23 protein-coding genes are annotated in these 20635 nt (G+C 72.4%); 8 read left to right on the forward strand and 15 right to left on the reverse strand.

The window, feature by feature from the left end:
- Positions 1-109: 109 nt before the first annotated feature.
- The 3 genes from N5875_RS30695 to N5875_RS30705 all read right to left on the reverse strand — a co-directional run bounded on the left by N5875_RS30695 (position 110) and on the right by N5875_RS30705 (position 2646).
- A complete protein-coding gene (locus N5875_RS30695; protein WP_318206964.1) occupies positions 110-811 on the reverse strand; it encodes a DsbA family protein in 702 nt (233 codons plus the stop codon).
- 26 nt (positions 812-837) lie between these two features.
- The gene (locus tag N5875_RS30700; protein WP_318206963.1) at positions 838-1638 is read right to left on the reverse strand and encodes an MBL fold metallo-hydrolase; all 801 of its coding nucleotides are present in this window, start codon (positions 1636-1638) and stop codon (positions 838-840) included.
- A gap of 69 nt (positions 1639-1707) precedes the next feature.
- Positions 1708-2646, reverse strand: a complete 939-nt coding sequence (locus tag N5875_RS30705; protein WP_318206962.1) for a DMT family transporter — start codon at positions 2644-2646, stop codon at positions 1708-1710.
- 122 nt (positions 2647-2768) lie between these two features.
- On the opposite strand from N5875_RS30705, the gene N5875_RS30710 reads away from it, so the two are divergent.
- The gene (locus tag N5875_RS30710) at positions 2769-3431 is read left to right on the forward strand and encodes a helix-turn-helix domain-containing protein (protein ID WP_318206961.1); all 663 of its coding nucleotides are present in this window, start codon (positions 2769-2771) and stop codon (positions 3429-3431) included.
- Positions 3432-3512: 81 nt separating this feature from the next.
- Here the strand turns inward: N5875_RS30710 and N5875_RS30715 are convergent, their stop codons facing one another.
- From N5875_RS30715 to N5875_RS30730, 4 genes are all read right to left on the reverse strand, one after another.
- A complete protein-coding gene (locus N5875_RS30715; RefSeq protein WP_318206960.1) occupies positions 3513-4187 on the reverse strand; it encodes a TetR family transcriptional regulator in 675 nt (224 codons plus the stop codon).
- Between the two features lie 214 nt (positions 4188-4401).
- Positions 4402-5316, reverse strand: coding sequence for a DMT family transporter (locus tag N5875_RS30720; RefSeq protein WP_338497432.1), 915 nt, complete (start codon positions 5314-5316; stop codon positions 4402-4404).
- A 71-nt stretch (positions 5317-5387) separates the two neighbouring features.
- Positions 5388-6083, reverse strand: a complete 696-nt coding sequence (locus N5875_RS30725; protein ID WP_318206958.1) for a winged helix-turn-helix domain-containing protein — start codon at positions 6081-6083, stop codon at positions 5388-5390.
- An 18-nt stretch (positions 6084-6101) separates the two neighbouring features.
- Positions 6102-6842, reverse strand: a complete 741-nt coding sequence (locus N5875_RS30730; RefSeq protein ID WP_338497435.1) for a TetR/AcrR family transcriptional regulator C-terminal domain-containing protein — start codon at positions 6840-6842, stop codon at positions 6102-6104.
- 62 nt (positions 6843-6904) lie between these two features.
- On the opposite strand from N5875_RS30730, the gene N5875_RS30735 reads away from it, so the two are divergent.
- The 3 genes from N5875_RS30735 (at position 6905) to N5875_RS30745 (ending at position 9156) form a co-directional block, all read left to right on the forward strand.
- Complete coding sequence (locus tag N5875_RS30735; RefSeq protein WP_318206956.1) at positions 6905-8056, forward strand: acyl-CoA dehydrogenase family protein; 1152 nt, start codon at positions 6905-6907, stop codon at positions 8054-8056.
- Positions 8057-8141: 85 nt separating this feature from the next.
- Positions 8142-8429, forward strand: coding sequence for a YiaA/YiaB family inner membrane protein (locus N5875_RS30740; protein WP_318206955.1), 288 nt, complete (start codon positions 8142-8144; stop codon positions 8427-8429).
- A gap of 100 nt (positions 8430-8529) precedes the next feature.
- On the forward strand, positions 8530-9156 hold the full coding sequence (locus N5875_RS30745) for a TetR/AcrR family transcriptional regulator (protein WP_318206954.1): 627 nt from the start codon (positions 8530-8532) through the stop codon (positions 9154-9156).
- Here the strand turns inward: N5875_RS30745 and N5875_RS30750 are convergent.
- Positions 9147-9608 carry a MaoC family dehydratase gene (locus tag N5875_RS30750; protein WP_055601811.1) on the reverse strand — a complete coding sequence of 154 codons (462 nt, stop codon included), beginning with the start codon at positions 9606-9608 and terminating at the stop codon, positions 9147-9149. The genes N5875_RS30745 and N5875_RS30750 overlap by 10 nt on opposite strands.
- 125 nt (positions 9609-9733) lie before the next feature.
- Here N5875_RS30750 and soxR point away from each other — a divergent pair, with 125 nt between their 5' ends.
- Both soxR and N5875_RS30760 read left to right on the forward strand, forming a co-directional pair.
- Positions 9734-10216, forward strand: a complete 483-nt coding sequence (gene soxR, locus N5875_RS30755) for a redox-sensitive transcriptional activator SoxR (RefSeq protein ID WP_318206953.1) — start codon at positions 9734-9736, stop codon at positions 10214-10216.
- Positions 10217-10302: 86 nt separating this feature from the next.
- Positions 10303-11217: a helix-turn-helix domain-containing protein gene (locus N5875_RS30760; RefSeq protein ID WP_338497440.1), complete on the forward strand. Its 915-nt coding sequence runs from the start codon at positions 10303-10305 to the stop codon at positions 11215-11217.
- 3 nt (positions 11218-11220) lie between these two features.
- Here the strand turns inward: N5875_RS30760 and N5875_RS30765 are convergent, their stop codons facing one another.
- The 6 genes from N5875_RS30765 to N5875_RS30790 all read right to left on the reverse strand — a co-directional run bounded on the left by N5875_RS30765 (position 11221) and on the right by N5875_RS30790 (position 17724).
- The gene (locus N5875_RS30765; protein WP_338497442.1) at positions 11221-11691 is read right to left on the reverse strand and encodes a GNAT family N-acetyltransferase; all 471 of its coding nucleotides are present in this window, start codon (positions 11689-11691) and stop codon (positions 11221-11223) included.
- Positions 11692-11816: 125 nt separating this feature from the next.
- Positions 11817-12620 carry a 3-keto-5-aminohexanoate cleavage protein gene (locus tag N5875_RS30770; RefSeq protein WP_338499316.1) on the reverse strand — a complete coding sequence of 268 codons (804 nt, stop codon included), beginning with the start codon at positions 12618-12620 and terminating at the stop codon, positions 11817-11819.
- Between the two features lie 35 nt (positions 12621-12655).
- Complete coding sequence (locus tag N5875_RS30775; protein ID WP_318206951.1) at positions 12656-13270, reverse strand: hypothetical protein; 615 nt, start codon at positions 13268-13270, stop codon at positions 12656-12658.
- Positions 13271-13473: 203 nt separating this feature from the next.
- Positions 13474-14766, reverse strand: coding sequence for a serine-threonine protein kinase (locus tag N5875_RS30780; RefSeq protein ID WP_338497445.1), 1293 nt, complete (start codon positions 14764-14766; stop codon positions 13474-13476).
- Between the two features lie 193 nt (positions 14767-14959).
- Positions 14960-16303 carry an erythromycin esterase family protein gene (locus tag N5875_RS30785; RefSeq protein WP_318206949.1) on the reverse strand — a complete coding sequence of 448 codons (1344 nt, stop codon included), beginning with the start codon at positions 16301-16303 and terminating at the stop codon, positions 14960-14962.
- 128 nt (positions 16304-16431) lie between these two features.
- Positions 16432-17724, reverse strand: a complete 1293-nt coding sequence (locus N5875_RS30790; RefSeq protein WP_338497447.1) for a DUF1343 domain-containing protein — start codon at positions 17722-17724, stop codon at positions 16432-16434.
- A 162-nt stretch (positions 17725-17886) separates the two neighbouring features.
- Between N5875_RS30790 and N5875_RS30795 the strand changes: the two genes are divergently transcribed.
- Together N5875_RS30795 and N5875_RS30800 are read left to right on the forward strand one after the other, a co-directional pair.
- Positions 17887-18675, forward strand: coding sequence for an SDR family oxidoreductase (locus N5875_RS30795; protein WP_318206947.1), 789 nt, complete (start codon positions 17887-17889; stop codon positions 18673-18675).
- Between the two features lie 96 nt (positions 18676-18771).
- Positions 18772-19365, forward strand: a complete 594-nt coding sequence (locus N5875_RS30800; protein ID WP_338497449.1) for a TetR/AcrR family transcriptional regulator — start codon at positions 18772-18774, stop codon at positions 19363-19365.
- 54 nt (positions 19366-19419) lie between these two features.
- On the opposite strand, the gene N5875_RS30805 is transcribed toward N5875_RS30800, so the two are convergent.
- Positions 19420-20634, reverse strand: a complete 1215-nt coding sequence (locus tag N5875_RS30805) for an acyl-CoA dehydrogenase family protein (RefSeq protein ID WP_318206945.1) — start codon at positions 20632-20634, stop codon at positions 19420-19422.
- Between the last annotated feature and the right edge of the window lies 1 nt (position 20635).

A 20635-nucleotide genomic window follows, 5' to 3' on the forward strand; every position in this document is an offset into this window, starting at 1 on the left:
ACCGCGATGTTCTGCGGACGAAAAAAGGGAACGACGGCCAGGCATTCCTCGTGAAGGAATGCCTGGCCGTCGTTCTGGTGCTGCGGCCGCCTTTTGGCGGCGTATTCAACTATTCAGTGGCGGCCTTCAGCAGGATGTCCTCGAACACCTTCGGGTCGTCCGAGCCGATCACCGGCCAGCCGATGCCGTAGGCGCCCTCCCAGTCCACCTCGATGCCGGGGTTGGCGTGGTCGGAGCCGTCGGGCAGGAACAGATGGGGGCTGCAGTCCACCCGGTCGCTCTGGGCGAGCGCCGCCTGGTCCGAGAGCGTCCGGCGCGCGCGCCCGTCGTCCAGGGCCTCGGCGAGGGCGTCGACGTCGACGGCGCCGGTCTCGGCGGCCACGTCCAGAATCACCTTGCGGTGGCTGATGCAGCGCGATTCGGCCCAGAAGGCCCGGCGCAGCCCGAGGTCGAGCTGTTCCGAGGCGCGCGGGCCCTGCTCCTTGGCGGCGAGCACCGCCTCCAGGGCGGGCAGGGTCGTCGAGGGGTAGAGCCAGTCCTTGGCCTGCCACAGCTGCCAGCCGGCGGCCGGCTCCAGGCTGGCCATCCGGGCGACCTCGCTGTCCGTGCCGGGGCGCGGGCTCGGGGCGTCGTTGAGCAGTTCGAGGGGGAAGGCGCGCAGATCGAAGGAGACCTGCTCCTCCAGGCCGAGGCGGGCCCTGGTGGTGTGCAGCCGGTGGATCGCGATGTGCGCGAAGGAACACCAGATGTCGGAGAAGACGGTGACGACTCCGCGCGGCGGCGTCAGGTCGGCGGTGGTCGGGTCGAACATGGTTCTCCTCGGTTCGTGCGGGGATCTCAGGCGGCGGGAGGCTCGACGGCGTCCAGTGCCGCCTCGAGGTCGAGGTCGGCGTCGGGCAGCCAGGCGGGCAGGGAGGGGATACGGGCCATCGCCTCGAAGAGCCGCGGTACGGCGGCCTCGCGGACGGTCGGCCCATGGGCGCTCAGCAGCTTCGCGGGGCGCAGGGCGGCCAGCTCGCGCACCGGTCGGAGGAACTTGGTCTCGTCGACCAGTGCGGTCCACGGGGCTATCGCCCGGTTCAGGACCTCGAAGCCGTGGAAGAATTCCGCCTCGGAAAGGTCGGTGAACTCGCGGCTGATTTCCTCGACGACGGTGCCGAAACTGTCGGAGCTGTAGAGCGTTCCATCGGAATGGTCGAACACGGCGAGAGTTCCGGGTGAGTCGAACGTGGGCGGCCGGTGAAAACTCAGCTCACGGTCGCCGACTTTCACGCGGCTTCCCGGGTTCGCGGTGACGACCCGGTCCTGCGGAATGTCGAACTCTTCCGATATTCGTGTCACCGATATGGCGTTGGCGAGGACCTTCGCGTGCGGCGCCGCCGCCAGGATCCGGGCGAGGGCGCCGGTGTGGTCGCGGTCGTCGTGGGTGACGACGACCCAGCGCAGATCGGCCGGCTCGATCAGCGACCAGAGGGAGTCCAGGAAGCCCTCCCGGTCGACGGGCATGCCGGTGTCCACGAGGACCGGCTGGCCGGACCGGAGGAGGAAGGCGTTCACCGGCTGGTCACCGAGGCCCGGGATGGGCAGCGCCGAGGGGAGGACATGGAGGTCCGGCCCGGCGGTGTAGGACGCTTTCATGGCACACCTTTCATGAGGCACCGTGCGGGCCGTGGCCCCCGGTGAGGTCCCGGGGAGCGCCGGCCTCGGTCAGACGAGCTGGATGGTCAGGGAGCCGGCGATCAGCAGGCCGAGACCCAGGGCGCGCGGCTTCGTGAGGGAGCGCTGGGGGAGCTTGAAGAGGCCCTTGTGGTCGATCAGGGCGGAGGTGAGCTGCTGCCCGGTCACGGTGAGCGCGATGGTCACCGCCGCCCCGATCTCGGGGATGAGCAGGAAGGTGCCGGTGACGTAGGCGGCGGCGCAGGCGCCACCGAGCCAGCCCCACCAGGGCATCTTCTTCAGAGGGGCGATCTTGGGCTTCGGCGTCCGCCGGGTCGCGTACAGCACGAGCAGGACGACGGCGATGGTGAAGGTCGCGACGGCGAAGCTGATCACGGCGACGGTGACGGGCTGCTTGAGCTGGGCGCGCAGCTGGGCGTTGACCGCGCCCTGCACGGGCAGCACCGCTCCGGCGACGATGCCGAGGGCGAGCCAGCCGGCGCGGCCCGCGCTCGACATCTTGGGGGCGCCGGGAGGAGCCGCCGCCTTCATGCCCCGGATGATCACGACGATGCCGGCGAGCACGGCCACGGCGCCGATGACGATCCCGGCGCTCAGGTCCTGCTTCTCGAGACCGAGGAGGCCGAAGAGGTCGAGCGCGAGCGAGGCGAACATCTGGCCGGTGACGAAGAGTCCGACGGCGGCGAGGGCACCGAGCCGTGGGAAGAGCAGGATGCCGCTGGTGATGTAGAGCGGACTGGCGAGTCCGCCGAGCAGCTGCCAGGGCTCGACGTCGGGCAGTTTGCCGAGTGCGCCGAGCGCTCCGGCCGCCACCGCGAGCACGGTCAGCAGACCGGTCGCGACGCCGAGCTGGATGGTCGAGGCGCCGTACGGGGTGCCGACGGCCGAGTTGAGCTGGAGGTTCACCGAGGCCTGGACGGCCAGGAGGCAGCCGACCAGCAGGGCCGCGGCGAGGAGCGCGGTGTGCATCTTGATCTCCCTGGGGCGGGATGGCGAGCGGGTAAGTGGACACTGAGTCCGTTTAGCATGCCATGGGGTACGGCAAACGGACAAGGTGTCCACTTAGCCCCGAGGGAAGTAAGGTCTGGTCCATGAGCGACGACGAGCAGCGGGGTCGTGGAGCCGCCTCCGTCCACCGGGTCGGCGGGCTCCTCGGGGACCTTCAGGCCGCGGACGACCAGCCGGTCGCCCCGCGCAGACGCGCGGACGCGGAACGCAACCGTGCCCAGATCCTGGCCGCGGCCGAGCAGCTCTTCGCCCAGCAGGATCCGCGGACGGTCACCATGGACCGGATCGCCAAGGCCGCCGGGGTGGGCCGCGCCACGCTCTACCGGAGCTTCCCCGACCCCTCGTCGGTCGCCGTCGCGCTGCTCGACGAGCACGAGCGCCGACTCCAGGGCCAGCTCATCTACGGCCCGCCGCCGCTCGGCCCCGGCGCGCCCGCGGGGGAGCGGCTGGCGGCGTTCTACCTGGCGATGCTCGATCTCCTGGAACGGCACCTGCCGCTGGCGCTGGGTGCGGAGACAGGTCCCGCGCGCTTCCGGACGGGGGCGTACGGCTTCTGGCGCGTACACGTTCGCACGCTGCTCGTCGACCACGGGATCCAGGACCCGGACCCGCTGATCGACATCGCGCTCAGCCCGCTGTCACCCGAGCTCTACCAGTTCCAGCGGCACGAACTCGGCCTGTCGACCGAACGCGTCGGCCGCGCCCTCGCGGACTTCGCGCGACAGCTGCTGCGTTCGGGGGAGTGAGAGGGGGCGGCGCGCCCACCGGCCGCTGCTCCGGGACGTGGGCGGCGCGCCCGCCGGTGCCGCGCGGAGGCGTAGGCGCGGCTAGGCGCCGGGCCGTCGCCCCGCCGGGTGGACCAGGCCCGGGAGGATCAACTTCCAGATGCGGTCGAGCCGTTGCTCGGCCGGACCATGCAGAGCGCCGCTGTCGGGCGACCTCGGGTCGTCGGCGGGCCAGCACTCGTCGGACGGACCGTTCGGGCAGCGCATCTCCAGCTCGACCCCGGTGATCACATAGCCGATCAGCGCGGCGACCGCCGGCGCGTCCACGCCGGGACGCAGGGCCTTCTCGGCCTCCGCGTAGCGTGCCAGGCGCGCCACCTCGCGCCGCCAGGGGCAGTCCCGGGAGAACCCCGGGTCGGCTAATTGCAGTTCCCGCGCGAGGCGTTCACCGGCGCGCGCCGTCGGGTCGGTCTCGAAGAGCCGTATCAGCGCGTGCGTGGCGATGACCAGCTTGTCGATCGCGGTGCCGCCGACGCCCTCCGTGGACAGGCACGCCGACTCCACCGTGATCCGGGTGACCGCGTGGGCCCGCCCGTGGACCGCCGTCGCGAGCTCCGCCTTCGTCGCGAAGTGGAAGACGAGCGCGCCGGTGGTCACTCGGGCCTCGCCGGCGATTCTGGCGAGCGAGGCCCGCTCGTACCCGTGCCCGTCGAAAACCCTCGCGGCCGCCGACAGGATTTCCTGTCTCGTACGTTCCGCCCGCTGCTGAATCGCCATGAGCTCCCCCGTCGGCTTGCGAGAAGGTGCCGGAGCGTGATGTTCCGGCCCGCGCCTGTGACCGACTCGAAACTATCCGGCCGGGGGGCCATGAAACGTGCCCTCTCGCCCCACCGGCCGAAACTGGGGCTTGACGGGCACCTCCCTTCCAGGTCGCGGGCGCACAGCCGACGCCGCGGGCCTGTGAAGTGACCGGAACCGGAGCCATGCCCTGTCAGGTGGATTCAGCCGTTCCGGCGCCGACGGAGGACCGCGCGCGTGAGCGGGATACGGCCACACCGGCCAGGCACAGCGCGCCCCCGGCGAGCGTGAGCAGTCCCGGCAGTTCGCCGAGGAACAGCCACGCCATCAGCACCACCAGGGCGGGCACGGCGTATGTCGTCGCGCCCATCCGTCCCGCGGTCGTCCGGGCCAGGGCGTAGGCCCAGGTCGTGAACGCGAGCGCGGTCGGGAACACGCCCAGATAGACCATGTTCAGGGTCGCCGACAGTGGGGCCCGGCCCGCCTCGTCGACCAGCTGCCCGGCGAACGGCAGACAGGCCACCGCCCCCACCAGGCACCCGAACGTCGTCACCTGGAGCGCGCTGCCGTGGGCGAGCGCCGGCTTCTGCGCCACGACCCCGCCCGCGTACGCCATCGCCGCGAGGACACAGAGGAACACGCCGAGCACCGAGGCGTGCGCGCCGGAGGAGGCGCTGGACATCGAGAGGCCCACGACCACCGCGCCCGCGAAGGAGACCGCCATGCCCGCGACCAGCCGCGGCGGCAGGGACTCCTTCAGGAACCGGGCGCCGAGCAGTGCGATCAGGATCGGTCCGATGTTCACCACCATCGCCGCCGTGCCCGCGTCGACCTCCTGCTCGCCCCAGTTGAGCACCACCATGTACACCCCGAACCAGAGCAGGCCCGAGACCAGGATCCCCGGCCAGGCCGCCCGGGGCGGCAGTCCCTCCCGTCGGATCAGGAGGACGGCTCCCAGGACCAGGGCGCCGGCGAGCAGCCGTCCGAGCGCGAGCGCGCCGGGGGAGTAGGCCTCTCCCGCGCTGCGGATGGAGACGAAGGCGGAGGCCCACAGGACGACCGTGACACCGGCGGCGGCGAGGGCGAGCCGCGAGGATTGCTTCTGCATGGCTCGACCGTAGGACGTGGACCCTTCGGCGCTCACCGCAATATCCCGGGTGCCACCGGACGGCAGCCGCCTCATCGCAGTTCCTCCGGAGCGATGCCCAGGTGGGCGTACAGCGCGCTCTCGCCCCGCCCGGTCACCTTCACGGCCCGCTCGGACCCGATCCGTACGCACCACTCGGCGTCCAGCGCGTGCCGGCACAGCGCGGCGCCCGCGAGCCCCGCGAGGTGCGGCCGGCGTTCGGTCCAGTCGAGGCAGCCGCGCGCGACGGGCCGCCGCCCGCGGCGTACGAGGGGGATGCCCAGCTCGTCAAACCAGGTCAGGCCCCGGTCCGTGAGGGCGAACCCGGTGTCCTGGCGCAGCAGCCCCCGGGCGGTCATCGCCTCGGTGATCGCGATGCCGAGCCGCCCGGCGAGATGGTCGTAACAGGTCCTTCCCCGGGCCATCGCCCGTCCGGCGCTCGCGGCGCCCAGCGAGCGGGGCGGCGCGGGCACCACCGGCTCGGACCGGGTGGCCAGGTCCTCGACGAGATGCGCGATCCCGGGGTCGGCGAGGCGCACGTACCGGTGGCGGCCCTGCCGTTCCTCCGTGAGCACCCCGCCGGTGACGAGCTTTCCGAGGTGCTCGCTGGCGGTGGACGGCGCCACGCCCGCGTGCCGGGCGAGTTCCCCGGAGGTCCAGGCCCGCCCGTCGAGCAGGGCGAGCAGGAACGCGGCGCGGGTCTCGTCCGCGAAGAGCGCCGCGAGCGCGGCGAGGTCACTGGCTGCCATGCGACCAGCGTCCCGCACTCACGCTTCGGCGGCGGCCGAACCGTCCTGCGGTGCGGAGGGCCGGGCCTCCCGCGGTGCGGAGGGCCGGGCCGAGGCGCGCGCCGCGGACTCGCGCACCTGGGCCTCGTACTGGAGCCGCAGCCCGTCGAGCAGCGCCCGCAGGCCCGTGGCGAACGCGCCCTCGTCGACCTTCTGCCGGTGCTCGGCGAGTCGGTGCGCCTGGCCGAGGTGGGGGTAGTCGGCGGCGTCGTAGGCCGTCTCGTCGTCGACGAAGCCGCGCGCGAAGGAGCCGAGCGCGGAGCCGGTGACGAAGTACCGCATCAGCGCGCCGATGGAGGTGGCCTGGGATGGCGGCCAGCCCGCGCGGACCATCGCGCCGAAGACGGCGTCCGCGACGCGCAGTCCCGCCGGGCGGCGGCCGGGGCCCTGGGCGAGCACCGGAACGATGTGCGGGTGGTCGGCGAGGGCGGCGCGGTAGGAGACGGCCCAGTCGTGCAGCGCCGTCTGCCAGTCGCGGCCGTCGTCCTCCGTGAACATCGACAGATCGATCTTCGAGCTCACCGCGTCGGCGACGGCGTCGAGGATCTCGTCCTTGGTGCGGAAGTGGTTGTAGAGCGAGGGCCCGCTCACCCCGAGTTCGGCCGCGAGCCGCCGGGTCGAGAGCGCGCCGAGGCCCTCCGCGTCGACGAGCGCGCCCGCCGTCTCGACGATGCGGTCTCGGCTGAGCAGGGGCTTGCGCGGTCGGGCCATGGCGCACATAGTAGGCCTGCACCGCAAAAACTAGCAGTGGTAATTAAATAGTCGGGTGAGGTGGGCGCCGCATGAATCTGGAACTCAGCGAGGAGCAGGAAGCCGTACGGCGGCTCGCCGAGGACTTCGTCGCGCGCGAGGTCACCCCGCACGCCGTGGCGTGGGACCGCGCCGAGGAGGTGGACCGGGCCATCGTGAAGAAGCTCGGAGCCGTCGGCTTCCTCGGGCTCACGATCCCGGAGGAGTACGGCGGTTCCGGCGGCGACCACCTCGCGTACTGCCTCGTGACCGAGGAGCTCGGCCGCGGCGACTCCTCCGTGCGCGGCATCGTCTCCGTCTCCCTCGGCCTGGTCGCCAAGACCGTCGCCGCCTGGGGCAGTGAGGAGCAGAAGCGGCGGTGGCTGCCCCGGCTCGCGTCCGGCGAGGCGCTCGGCTGCTTCGGCCTCACCGAGCCCGGCACCGGCTCCGACGCCGGGAACCTCGCCACCCGGGCCGTGCGCGACGGCGACGACTACCTCATCAGCGGCACCAAGATGTTCATCACCAACGGCACCTGGGCCGAGGTCGTGCTGCTCTTCGCCCGCACCAACGACACCCCCGGCCACAAGGGCGTCTCCGCCTTCCTCGTCCCCACCGACACCCCCGGCCTCACCCGTCGCGCCATTCACGGCAAGCTCGGATTGCGCGGCCAGGCCACCGCCGAACTCGTCCTCGAGGACGTCCGCGTCCCGGCCGCCGCGATGCTCGGCCCCGAGGGCAAGGGCTTCACCGTCGCCATGTCCGCCCTCGCCAAGGGCCGGATGTCCGTCGCCGCCGGCTGTGTCGGCATCGCCCAGGCCGCCCTCGACGCGGCCGTCCGGTACGCGGGCGAGCGCGAGCAGTTCGGCAAGCCCATCGCCTCCTACCAGCTCGTGCAGGAGCTGATCAGCGACATCGCCGTCGACGTGGACGCCGCCCGGCTGCTCACCTGGCGGGTCGCCGACCTGATCGACCGCGGCCAGGACTTCGCGACCGCCGCCTCCAAGGCGAAGCTGTACGCCTCCGAGGCCGCCGTCCGCGCCGCGAACAACGCCCTCCAGGTCTTCGGCGGCTACGGCTACATCGACGAGTACCCGGCCGGGAAGCTCCTCCGGGACGCGCGCGTCATGACCCTGTACGAGGGCACCAGCCAGATCCAGAAGCTCATCATCGGCCGTGCGCTGACGGGGGTCTCGGCGTTCTGAGTCTCGGCGTTCTGAGTACCGGGCGACCGCGACTGAGTACGAGGGCGGATGTGGCACGGGGCACATCCGCCCGATGCTGTCCCGCATGAGCGACACACAGGTCAAGCAGCAGAACACCGCCGCCTACTACACGCAGGCCGTCATCTCCTTCGCGGTCGCCGGCGCGGCCGTGGCCATCGGCGTCTACCAGCTGGAGGCCAGCGCCTGGGTGCGCGCCTTCCTCGCCGTCTCGGTCCTCTACCTCACGACCTCGGCCTTCACCCTCGCCAAGGTCGTCCGCGACCGCCAGGAGGCCGGGCAGATCGTCAGCCGGGTCGACCAGGCCCGCCTGGAGAAGCTCCTCGCCGAGCACGACCCCTTCCAGAAGCTCTGACCGCCCGCCGGGCCCTGAGCTGCCACGCTCCGTCTCTAAGCGCTTGCTCACCCTCGTTGGTATGGTGAGCGTCCTGACGGGGTCCGAGAGGGAGTGTGGGATGAGCGCGGCGGAGGAGACGCCCGGGGGCGAGGACATGCCCTGGGGCGAGGTCACGCCCGAGGCGGCCCGGCGACTGCTCGTGGCCGCCGTCGAGGCGTTCGCCGAGCGCGGCTACCACGCCACCACCACCCGGGACATCGCAGGTCGCGCGGGGATGAGCCCGGCCGCGCTCTACATCCACTACAAGACCAAGGAAGAGCTGCTCCACCGGATCAGCCGCATCGGTCACGACAAGGCCCTGGAGATCCTCCGGGCCGCGGCCGGCGGCGACGGCACGGCCGCCGAGCGCCTCGCCGACGCCGTGCGCTCCTTCGTCCGCTGGCACGCCGAGCGCCACACCACCGCGCGGGTCGTCCAGTACGAGCTCGACGCCCTCGGCCCCGAGCACCGGGCCGAGATCGTGGAGCTGCGCCGCCAGTCCGACGCGGCGGTGCGCGGCATCATCGACGAGGGTGTGGCGGCGGGCGAGTTCGCCGTGCCGGACGTCGCCGGCACCACGGTGGCCGTGCTCTCGCTCTGCATCGACGTCTCGCGCTGGTTCAACGCCCAGGGACGCCGGTCGCCCGACGAGGTCGGCGCGCTCTACGCCGACCTCGTCCTCAGGATGGTCGGCGCTCAGAAGTAGTAGCGGGAGACCGACTCGGCGACGCAGACCGGCTTCTCTGAGCCCTCGCGCTCGACCGTCACGGCCGCCGTCACCTGCACACCGCCGCCGGCCTCCTCGACCTTCGTCAGGACGGCCGTGGCGCGCAGGCGCGAGCCGACCGGCACGGGCGCGGGGAAACGCACCTTCTCCGTGCCGTAGTTGAGGCCCATCTTCATGCCCTCGACCCGCAGCACCTGCGGAACGAACAGCGGAAGCAGCGACAGGGTCAGATAGCCGTGCGCGATGGTCGTGCCGAACGGGCCGGTGGCTGCGCGCTCCGGGTCCACGTGGATCCACTGGTGGTCCCCGGTCGCCTCGGCGAAGAGGTCGATCCGCTTCTGGTCGATCTCCACCCAGTCGCTGTGCCCCAGCTGCTCGCCGACCCCCGCGCGCAGCTCCTCGGCGGAGGTGAAGATCCTCGGCTCGGCCATGTTCCTGTTCCCTTCTGGTCCGGAATGCCCCACCTGGTACGACATACCCAACGGTCGGTATCCAAGCGCTTGCTCAGCATGTGGGGGTGGGCGGTCCGCTGTCAACGGACCAGTAGGGTCGGTGGGTGCCGCAGATTCCAGAGAAGATCCACGAGCTCACCGTCGGCCAGGTCTCCGCCCGTAGCGGGGCCGCCGTCTCCGCCCTCCACTTCTACGAGGCGAAGGGGCTCATCAACAGCCGCCGCACCACGGGCAACCAGCGCCGCTACGGCCGCGACACCCTGCGCCGGGTCGCCTTCGTCCGCGCCGCGCAGCGCGTGGGGATCCCGCTGGCGACGATCCGCCAGGCCCTCGCCCAGCTCCCGGAGGAGCGCACGCCCACCAACGAGGACTGGGCCCGGCTCTCGGCCGCCTGGCGCACCGAGCTGGACGAGCGCATCAAACAGCTCGGCCGGCTCCGCGACCACCTGACGGACTGCATCGGCTGCGGCTGTCTCTCCCTGGAGACCTGCGTGCTGTCCAACCCCGACGACGTCTTCGGCGAGCGGATGGCGGGCTCCCGCCTGCTGCCGGTACGCCGCCCCGCCCAGGACGGCGACGAGAGCTAGCCGCGTCAGGCAACGTTTGCCCTGTCGTGATGTGACGCGCCGTCCGGGTGCTGTGCCGGGCGGCGTGCGACGGTCACCCTGTCCGGGTGGCGATACGAGTGCAGGTCCGTGAGATCGATGACGACGAGGGGCGGCTGCTGCTGCGGATCATCCGTCGGGGCACCGGGTCGGTGGTGACCTGGAGGCGGGCCCAGATGGTGCTGCTGTCCGCGCAGGGCATGCCCGTGGCCAGGATCGCCGAGGTGTCGTTCACCAGCGGCGACCGGGTCCGGGATGTGATCCACAACTTCAACACCGACGGCTTCGACTCGCTGTATCCGAAGTACAAGGGCGGCCGGCCCAAGACCTTCACGCTGCCCGAACGCCGCGAGATCAAGAAGATCGCAAAGTCCAAGCCCACCGAGCATGACCTGGGGTTCTCGACCTGGAGTCTGACCAAGCTGGCGGACTTCCTGGTCGCCGAGGGGGTGGTCGACGACATCAGCCACGAGGGCCTGCGCATCCTGCTCCGCGAGGAAGGCGTCTCCTTTCAACGGCTGAAAACCTGGAAGACCTCCCGTGATCCGGACTACGCGGCCAAGAAGGCCCGCGTCGAGCACCTCTACGCGATCGCCGACGGCGAGGTCGTACCCGAGGACGGCGAGCCCGAAGTCATCTTCTGCATGGACGAGTTCGGTCCCCTCAACCTGGTGCCCCACCCGGGCCGCCAGTGGGCCGAACGCGGCGGCAAGCACAGGGACCCCGACCGTGAACCCCGCCGACGGCGCCGGGCGACCTACAACCGCTACGGCGGAGTGCGGCACCTGTTCGCCGCCCTGCGCTCCTGGCTTAACCGCATCGAGGCCCAGTTCACGGCCCTGCGCTACTTCACCCTCGACGGCACCGACCACGCCGACCACAAGGAACAGGGCAGCATGATCCGCCGCTACATCATCTGGCGGAACCGTCACGCCGACGACTGGCGCCTACGCGCCGTCGTCGGCAGGGCGAACGTCGCCTGAGGCTCAGCCGATTCTCTTGCGCATCTTCACCGAGGTCGTCTCGTAGCCGAGCGACTCGTAAAGGCCATGTGCGCCGGTGTTGAACCCGGCGACGCTGAGACCCAGAGTATGAGCGCCCCGCGCCCGGGCGTATTCCTCGCCGAGGAGCATGGCCATTCGGCCCAGGCCCTGACCACGCTTGTCGGCGTCGATCACAATGTCCCAGACCCACCAGGCACCGGCGTCGTCACTCCTGTCCGGTCCGATCCAGAGGTAGCCGACGGCTACCCCGGCATCGTCGACCACGTCGAAGACCGCGTGATCCGGGGTCGGTGTCCCGGACGGAAAGGAGAGCGCCATGGTCTCGTCCGCCTGCCGGTAGGCGTCCTCGGACGTCTGCCCCAGAGCAACGAGCTCCTTGGCGTACTCGGCTCGACTACGTTCGAGCCAGGCAGGGAAGTGTTCGGCGTCCAGAGGACGGAGGGTCGCAGTCACCGGCCCAGCCTTCCACACCGCCGACGCCTGAGCGCTGTCACCCCCGCTCAGGCGTCACGGCACACGATCAACAGGGCAAACGTTGCCTGATCCGGCACTAGCGGGGGTGTCACCCCGAGCGGGTGTCACCCCGAGTGGGTGTCGCCCCGAGCGGGCCGGGCGCGCGGCGTGATCGTCAGGACGCCCCGGGGCCCGTCCGACCCCGGTCCGCCGGACGGGCCTCGGTCCGTGAGGGCCGCCGCGACCAGTTCCGCATTGGAGCGCGCCCTGGTGCCGTCCGGCAGCAGCAAGGTGTCCTCCATGCCGATCCGGGCCGCGAGGCCCAGCCGCCGGGCGAGTCGCAGCACCGGCCAGGCGCAGCCGTCCTCGCCGTGCATCAACACGGAGACGCCGACCGGCAGTTCGAGCGCGGACAGGAACGCGCGCGCGGCTCCCTCCGCTTCGCCCCCGGCCGCCGGGAACGGGACCTTCACGAGGACCCGTCGTACGAGGGGTGCGAGCGGCGAGCGGGCGAAGCGTTCAGCTCCGTCCGTACCGGCCCACAGCCCGGCCTCGACCCCGATCCCGCGCCCCAGGAGCGCCCCCGCCACCTCCTCCGCCCCCGGCTCGTGCCAGTCGACGGACACCAGGTCGGGCAGCACCGCCCAGGACCGGACCCGCTCCACCCGGCGCCCCATGTCGGGCTCGGCGGCCGCGACGGTCGTGACCCGCACCTCCCTGCCCACCGCCGCCCGGAGCGAGCTCAGGACGGGGCCGAGCACCCGGGGCGAGAGCGACGTACCCCCGCACGGCGTACGGGGATGCGCACGGACCTCGCCGGCGCCCGCCGCCACCGCCCGCGCCGCGGACTCCGCCAGCGACTCGGGTGACATCGGCACCCACGCCGAATCCCCCGGCCCCCGCGTCCCGTTGAGACAGACCTGAAGCACCGGCGGTACCGGCGGCACGCCGGTCCCGCGCCGACTCACGCCGCCGACGCCAGTGACCGGTTCCGCTCCCCACGGGCGCGGGCCAGCGCCCCCGAGGTGAGGACCGCACGCGGCACGCCCACCCCGCAGTCCCCGCAGACCGGACCGAGCCACGGCTCGTACGTGTCGCCGGGACCGGCCCATTCGATGCGCGGCCCCGCGCACACCGGGCACCGCTCGCCCGGGTCGCCCTCCAGGGCCGTGATCAGCCGCCGCAGCACCTCCGGCAGCGGGTCCGACGGGTGCACGGCCGGATCGCCGCACCGCACCACGCCGTTGCCGCCCCAGACCCGCCGGTGCCAGTCGTCGAGGGCGCCGAGCCCGCGCAGCCCCTCGTGCTTCTCGCGCCGCCGCCGGGCGGCGAACTCCTCCTCGTACGCGAGCCACACGGCCCGCGCCTCCTCCAGCTCGTCGAGCGCGGCGATCAGCCGCCCGGGGTCGAGCTCCCGGTCCTCGGGTCCGAACCTGTGCCTGCGGCACAAGTGGTCCCACGTAGCCCGGTGCCCGTACGGCGCGAACCGCTCCAGACACTTGCGCAGCGAGTACCTGCGCAGGGCCGTGTCGCACCCCGGATCGCGCACCTGTCTCGCGAGACTCCGGAAACCGGCCATCTCCCGCCACCTCCGTCGCTGGTCATTCCGCGATATCAGAGGGACGAACGAGCGCCCCGTCGTGTTCCATCGAAATTCGGATGGCAGCCATCAGCGGGGGACGAGGGGCCCCCGGGAAAGGGCGGAACGGAGGAGTCCGGCGAGGCGCGGAGCAGCCGCGGGCGGGGCCCCGCCGCGGTCCGGAGGAGGCCCCGCACCCCCTTCTACCTGCCCGTCCGCGCTGCAGACACCACCACCCGGGCCAGCTCCGCACGGCGGATGTCGCTGTGGGAGCGGACCACGTCCGCCGTGTCGACACTCACGCACCCCGAGGCCGGCACTCCCTCGCGCAGCACCTCCGCCAGCGGCCGTACGACCGTCCCCGGCACCGCCTGGACGCCGTCGTGCCCGATCGCCGCCCAGCGCGGGTCGCCCGAGCCGAGCGGACCGGCGGCCGGAGCGAGCGACGCCGAGTCGCGCGCGAGCCGGGACGCCAGCGGATAGAACACCCCGAGCGCCGTGTCGTGCCGCGAGTAGCAGGCCACCACGGGCCCCCGGACCCGGTTCTGCAGGTCCCGCAGCGATCCCGAGCGCCCGGGGTCGTGCGGCAGCCGCGCCGCGAACGCGTAGTGCGAGAAGGCGCCCTGGAGGAGGGTCACGGAGGCGACCGGACGGGCCCCCGACGGCAGCCCCTTCAGCGCGTACGCGACGAGCCGGGCGCCCATGCTGTGGCCCACCAGGTGGACGCGGAGGCGGGGGGCGGCGCGGGCGACCTCGCCGAGCAGCGGCCCGAGGCCGAACTCGCCGACGTGACCGGCCCGCTTCTTCATCACGTAGTACGTGGCCTGCCGGAGGACCTCCCGGGCGCCCTTCCAGTACCGCTTGAGCCCCTCCCCGAAGCCTTCCGCCGGCCCGGCGCGCCGCCCGGGGTCCGCCGCCCGCCCGGCGCCCCCTCCGGAGCCCGCCGCCTGCTCGGGGCTTTCACTCCTGCCGGCCTCCGCCTCCAGCGCCTCGGTGAACAGGGCGCACACCCCCACCGGGTCCGCGACCAGGAACTCCGGTACCGGCTCCCGCGGCCCGGCGACGCCCGCCCGGTCGTCCGCGCCGCCGGCCACGCCCGTCAGCTCCCGCAGCAGCGCCCCGAACTCGGCGAACGCCGCCTCGTCCGCCGGCGCCGTCACGAGGAGCTCGGTGAGCCGGTCGAGTACCGGCTCCTTCTCCGGAAGGACCGTCACGAGGGCCCGGTAGTCGGGGCCCGGCTCGCCGGTGAACATCATCGACGGCCAGATCACGCCCGCGTACCCGGCCTCGACGCCGGGGGCGAGCAGACCGGGGAAGGGCTCGAAGAAGTCGGAGCAGAGCCGGGTGGCACCGGCCGGAGAGCTGTTCCACCCGTGCGCGAACACCACCAGATCGGTGACGCCCTGCCGGGCCAGTGCGGCGAGGGCCGCGGGCTGCCCCGCGGGCCCGTCGCCCTCCTTGTCGAAGGTGATCTCCCGGTACGGTTCCACGCTCATCCCGGTCACGGCCGGCCCGTCCCTCCCCGTCGAGGTGGCCGTCGCGCCCAGGACGCGCCAAGCGCGGGCGGCGGCTCCAGGGCCAGCATGCCCGCGCGTGGCCCCGGCCAGACCTCGGCCGGGAGGCGTACCGCTTCGGTCGGACGGTGACCGGCTCCGTACCGCCTCGTCCGGCCCGTCCGCACCTTCCGCCTCAGCGGATGCGCGCCGCCGTGATCCGGGGGAAGTGGATCAGCAGGTCGTACGCGGTGGAGAGGCGCGACTGGTGCACGGCGCCCGGCCAGGGGTACGCCGTGCCGATGCCCCGGGTCGGCCGGGCGGTGCCGAGCCAGTCGCGTGCGGCCGGTGTCGTGCGCCGCAGGTCCAGGTAGAACGCCGCGGGAGAGACCCGGTCCAGGGTGTGGGCGTTGCTGTCCGGGCCGAGTGTCCCGACGGTGAAGGACCGCAGCGGCTCGCCGGGGGCCTCGGTGTCGTGCGCGTTGAAGGACCCCTGCCCGAAGGAGGCGCCGACGCTCACGTAGTCCCGGCCGAGCGCGTCCCGCAGGAAGGCGCCCTGGATCCGCGGGTACTGGTCGGGCTTCGGGGACTCGTAGCCGACGTGGCCGTTGTGCGCGGAGAGCACGATCCGGTCGCCGGTCTGCCGCTGCCACCACACGGTGTTCTCGGCCATGACCCGGTCGCGGTAGAGCATCGCCTCGGCGATGCCCGCGTCCGTCTCCACGTCGTGGGCGTACTCGGTGCCGACCTGGGCGATGGCCCGCGCGTGCTGCACCGCCCACTGGGCCGCCTCACGCGCGCGGGGGTCCTTCGCGGGCCGCTGCCGCTCCAGGAGGGCGAGCGCCGTGTTCACCTCGGCCGCCAACCGCTGCCGTTCGGGGCGCGGCTTGGTCATGTAGCCCTTCATCCAGGCCTCGACCGTTCCCGTGGGGCGCGAGCTCCGGTACAGCTCCTCGAAGCGGGGGAGGAGCGCGGGACGGGTGCGGGCCACGTACGAGGTCACGGCGTCGAAGACGTTCGCGCCCGCGTAGCCGAGGTCGTTGCCCATGAAGCGGACCTGGTGATCGGGGTGGAGCTGGTTGTGCCGCCGCATCCACTGGAAGAGGTCGAGGTACTCCTCGGTGTTCCAGAGGCGGTACGACTCCTGGAACTCGTCCCGCATGATCGCCCGGATGTCGCCGCGGCCCGTGCGCACCCACTCGTCGACGAGCAGCCCGGTGGACCAGTTGGCCTCCAGGGCGAAGGTGGTGAAGCCCTTGCGCTCCACGAGGTGTTCGAAGATCCGGTGCTTGGTGGCGAAGAACTCCGCGGAGCTGTGGGTGGTCTCCCCGATGCCGACGACCTTGGCCGATCCGATCATCCGGTCGAGCGGCCGGAGGTCGGTCAACGGCTCGGCCGTACGGGCGAGTTCGCGCGCGGGTTCGGGGGCGGCGGGGGTCCCGGCGGCCCCGGCGGCGGGCGCCAGGGAGCCGAGGCAGGCGGCGAGGAGGAGCCCGACGAGGGGCAGGCGGCGTCGTAAGGAGGTACCGGAAGGTTTCATGGGGCCAAGCCTGGTCGCCGGGACGTTTCCGGGACATCCCGCCCGCACCCCGGTCGATCATGGGGACAACCCCACCCCACCCCACCCCACCCCGCCCCGCCGCCCCGCCGTCTCCGGGGCAACCGGTCTCAGCGGTACAGCAGATACTCCCTCCGCACCGCCCGGAAGGCCGCCAGGTCCGCCTGCCACGCCCCGACGACCTCGTCCACCCCCGCGCCCGCGTCGACCAGCGTCCGCACCCGCGTCGAACCCGTCAGCTTGTCGATCCAGTTGTCCGCCCGCCAGGCGAAGCCGGACCACGAGCTCCGGGCGGTGACCAGGAGCCCGATCCCGGTCCGTACCGGATCGAAGGACTCCCGGTCGTGGACGTGCAGCTGCACCCCGCCCACGGTCTTCCCCTGGAACTTGGAGAAGGTCGGCGCGAAGTACGCCTCCCGGAACCGGACCCCGGGCAGACCGAGCGCGTTCGCCGCCTCCGCCCACCGCCGGTCGATCCCCTCCGCGCCCAGGAGCTCGAAGGGGCGGGTGGTGCCCCGGCCCTCGGAGAGGTTCGTTCCCTCGAAGAGGCAGGTGCCGGAGTAGACGAGCGCGGTCTCCGGCGTCGGCATGTTGGGGCTGGGCGGCACCCAGGGCAGCCCGGTGGCGTCGAAGAAGTCGCCGCGGCGCCACCCGGTCATCCGTACGGTCTCCAGGGCGACGGGCTTCGCGAGGAACTCGCCGTTGAAGAGGCGGGCCAGCTCGGCCACCGTCATGCCGTGCGCCTGCGCGATCGGCTCGCGTCCGACGAAGGTGGCGAACGCCCGGTCCAGGACGGGGCCGAGCGCCGCCCGCCCGGTCACCGGGTTCGGCCGGTCCAGGACCACGAACCGCTTCCCGGCGAGCGCGGCGGCCACCATGCAGTCGTACAGCGTCCAGATGTAGGTGTAGAAGCGGGCGCCGGCGTCCTGGATGTCGAAGACGACCGTGTCCACGCCGGAGGCGGTGAAGACGTCCGCCAGCGGCTGCCCGCTCTTCAGGTACGTGTCGTAGACCGGCAGCCCGGTCGCCGGGTCGTCGTACCGCCCCTCGGAGCCGCCCGCCTGCGCGGTGCCCCGGAAGCCGTGCTCCGGGCCGAAGACGGCCACCAGGTCCACCCGCTCGTCGGCGTGCATCGCATCGACGATGTGCCGGGCGTCCCGGGTGATGCCGGTCGGATTGGTGACGACGCCGACGCGCTCACCGGCGAGCAGCGCGTACCCGTCGTCGGCGAGGCGCTCGAATCCGGTCCGCACGCGCGCGTGCCCGTGCGGCTGCCCCGCCGCCGAGGCGGGCGAGCCGGCCGAGGCGGTGGGTGCGGTGGTAGCCGCAGCGGTGGGCGCGGTGGCCGCCACCGCCCCGAGGGCGCCCCCGGCGGCCAGCAGACTCCGTCGCGACAGGCCCATGCGAAACCTCCTCGATCGCCGTCCCCGGCCGGGGCGCGTGACATGGGCACGCACGCTAGCGGTCCTGACCGCCCACGGGAACGAGGCGTGCGGCGGACACTCTTCCGGATTCCATACCGACTGGTTAGTCTGCTCGGGTCGTCACAGCGGAGAGGTGGGTCCATGAGCGAGGGAACGAACAAGGTCCAGGGCCAGGTCCAGGGCGCCGGAGTCGTCGTCACGGGAGCGGGCGGCGGCATCGGCGCCGCCCTCGCGCGCCGCTTCGTCGCCGAGGGCGCCCGGGTCGTCGTCAACGACCTGGACCCCGTCCGCACCAAGGCCGTCGCCGAGGAGATCGGCGCCCTCGCCGTGCCCGGTGACGCCTCCGCCGTCGTCGACGAGGCCCGCGAGGCCCTCGGCGGCACCGTCGACATCTGGTGCGCCAACGCCGGCCTCTCCTCGCCCGGTGACGCCTTCGCCGACGAGGACGTCTGGGCCGCCGCCTGGGACGTCAACGTCATGGCCCACGTCCGCGCGGCCCGCGCCCTGCTCCCCGACTGGCTGGAGCGCGGCAGCGGCCGCTTCGTGTCCACGGTCTCCGCCGCCGGGCTGCTCACCATGATCGGCGCGGCGCCGTACAGCGTCTCCAAGCACGGCGCGTACGCCTTCGCCGAATGGCTCTCCCTCACCTACCGGCACCGCGGCCTCGCCGTCCACGCCATCTGCCCGCAGGGCGTCCGTACGGACATGCTCACGGCCGCCGGGACGGCCGGCGAACTCGTCCTGGCCCCCACCGCCATCGAGCCCGAGGACGTCGCCGACGCGCTCCTCGACGCCATCGCCGCCGACCGCTTCCTCGTCCTGCCGCACCCCGAGGTGGCCGGTTACTACCGCAACCGGGCCACCGACCCCGAGCGCTGGCTGGGCACCATGAACCACGTCCAGCAGGCCTGGGAGACGGGCGCCCGTTAGGCGGGGCCCGATCGGATGCGAAGATCTACGGGCGGGGAAGCGTTCCCCTGACCGGAATTCATCATCGAGAACGAACACCAAGGAAGGCGGCGGAGCATGGCCAGGACGACGGACGGGAGCGGTGCGCCCGTCCCCCAGAGACTCCTCGCCGCCGCCACCCGGCTCTTCGCCGAGCAGGGGTACGACCGCACCTCCGTACAGGAGATCGTCGAGGCCGCCGGGGTCACCAAGGGCGCGCTCTACCACTACTTCGGCTCCAAGGAGGACCTCCTCCAGGAGGTCTACTCCCGGGTGCTGCGCCTCCAGCAGGAGCGCCTCGACGCCTTCGCGGACGCCGACGCGCCCATCGAGGAGCGGCTGCGCGACGCCGCCGCCGACGTCGTCGTCACCACCATCGAGAACCTCGACGACGCCGCCATCTTCTTCCGCTCCATGCACCACCTGAGCCCGGAGAAGAACAAGCAGGTCAGGTCGGAGCGGCGCCGCTACCACGAGCGGTTCCGCGCCCTGATCGAGGAGGGCCAGCAGGCCGGGGTGTTCTCCTCGGCGACCCCGGCCGACCTGGTCGTCGACTACCACTTCGGCTCGGTGCACCACCTCTCCACCTGGTACCGCCCGGACGGCCCGCTCACCCCCGAGCAGGTCGCCGGCCACCTCGCCGATCTGCTGCTGCGCGCGCTGCGACCCTGAGCCTTGCGGCCGCCCTGAGCGCGTACTCCCGGATCCTGGGCCGAGCGCCCTCGACTACAGGTACTTCTTCAGCTCCCGGCGCGCGAGCGACCGCTGGTGCACCTCGTCCGGTCCGTCCGCGAGCTTCAGCGTCCGCGCCGCCGCCCACAGTTCGGCCAGTGGGAAGTCCTGCGAGACCCCGCCCGCCCCGTGCGCCTGGACGGCCTTGTCGATGATGTCGACGACCGCGCGCGGGGTCGCGATCTTGATGGCCTGGATCTCGGTGTGCGCGCCCCGGTTCCCGACGGTGTCCATCAGCCAGGCCGTCTTGAGGACGAGGAGCCGCAGCTGCTCGATCGTCACCCGGGCGTCCGCGATCCAGTTCTGTACGACGCCCTGCTGGGCGAGCGACTTGCCGAAGGCGGTACGGGTGACCGCGCGCCGGCACATCAGCTCGACGGCCCGCTCGGCCATGCCGATGAGTCGCATGCAGTGGTGGATGCGGCCGGGGCCGAGCCGCGCCTGCGCGATGGCGAAGCCGCCGCCCTCCTCGCCGATGAGATGCGAGGCGGGGACGCGTACGTCGTCGAAGATCACCTCGGCGTGCCCGCCGTGGGAGTGGTCCTCGTAGCCGTAGACCTGCATCGCCCGTCGTACCTCGACGCCGGGGGTGTCGCGCGGCACGAGGATCATGGACTGCTGGCGGCGGATGTCCGTCCCGTCGGGGTCGGTCTTGCCCATGAGGATGAAGATCTTGCAGTCGGGGTTCATCGCCCCGGAGATGTACCACTTCCGCCCGTCGACGACGTACGAGTCGCCGTCCCGCCGGATCCGGGTCTCGATGTTCGTCGCGTCCGAGGAGGCGACCTCGGGCTCGGTCATCGCGAACGCCGAGCGGATCTCGCCCGCGAGGAGCGGCTCCAGCCACTGCTTCTTCTGCGCCTCGTCGCCGAACTGGGCGAGCAGTTCCATGTTCCCGGTGTCCGGGGCGGCGCAGTTGAGGGCGGTGGGGGCCAAGTGAGGGCTGCGGCCGGTGATCTCGGCGAGCGGCGCGTACTGGAGGTTCGTCAGCCCGGCACCGTACTCCGCGTCCGGAAGGAAGAGGTTCCAGAGGCCTTGCCGCCTGGCCTCGGCCTTGAGGTCCTCGACGACCTGCGGGGTGTCCCAGGGAGAGGCGAGCAGGGCCCGCTGTTCCTCGGCGACCGTCTCGGCCGGGTACACGTGCTCGTCCATGAAGGCGAGGAGCTTCTCGCGGAGTTCCTCGGTGCGCGCGTCGTAGGCGAAGTCCATG

It is taken from the genome of Streptomyces sp. SJL17-4, from assembly GCF_036826855.1.
In the GTDB taxonomy this organism is placed as follows: Bacteria; Actinomycetota; Actinomycetes; order Streptomycetales; family Streptomycetaceae; genus Streptomyces.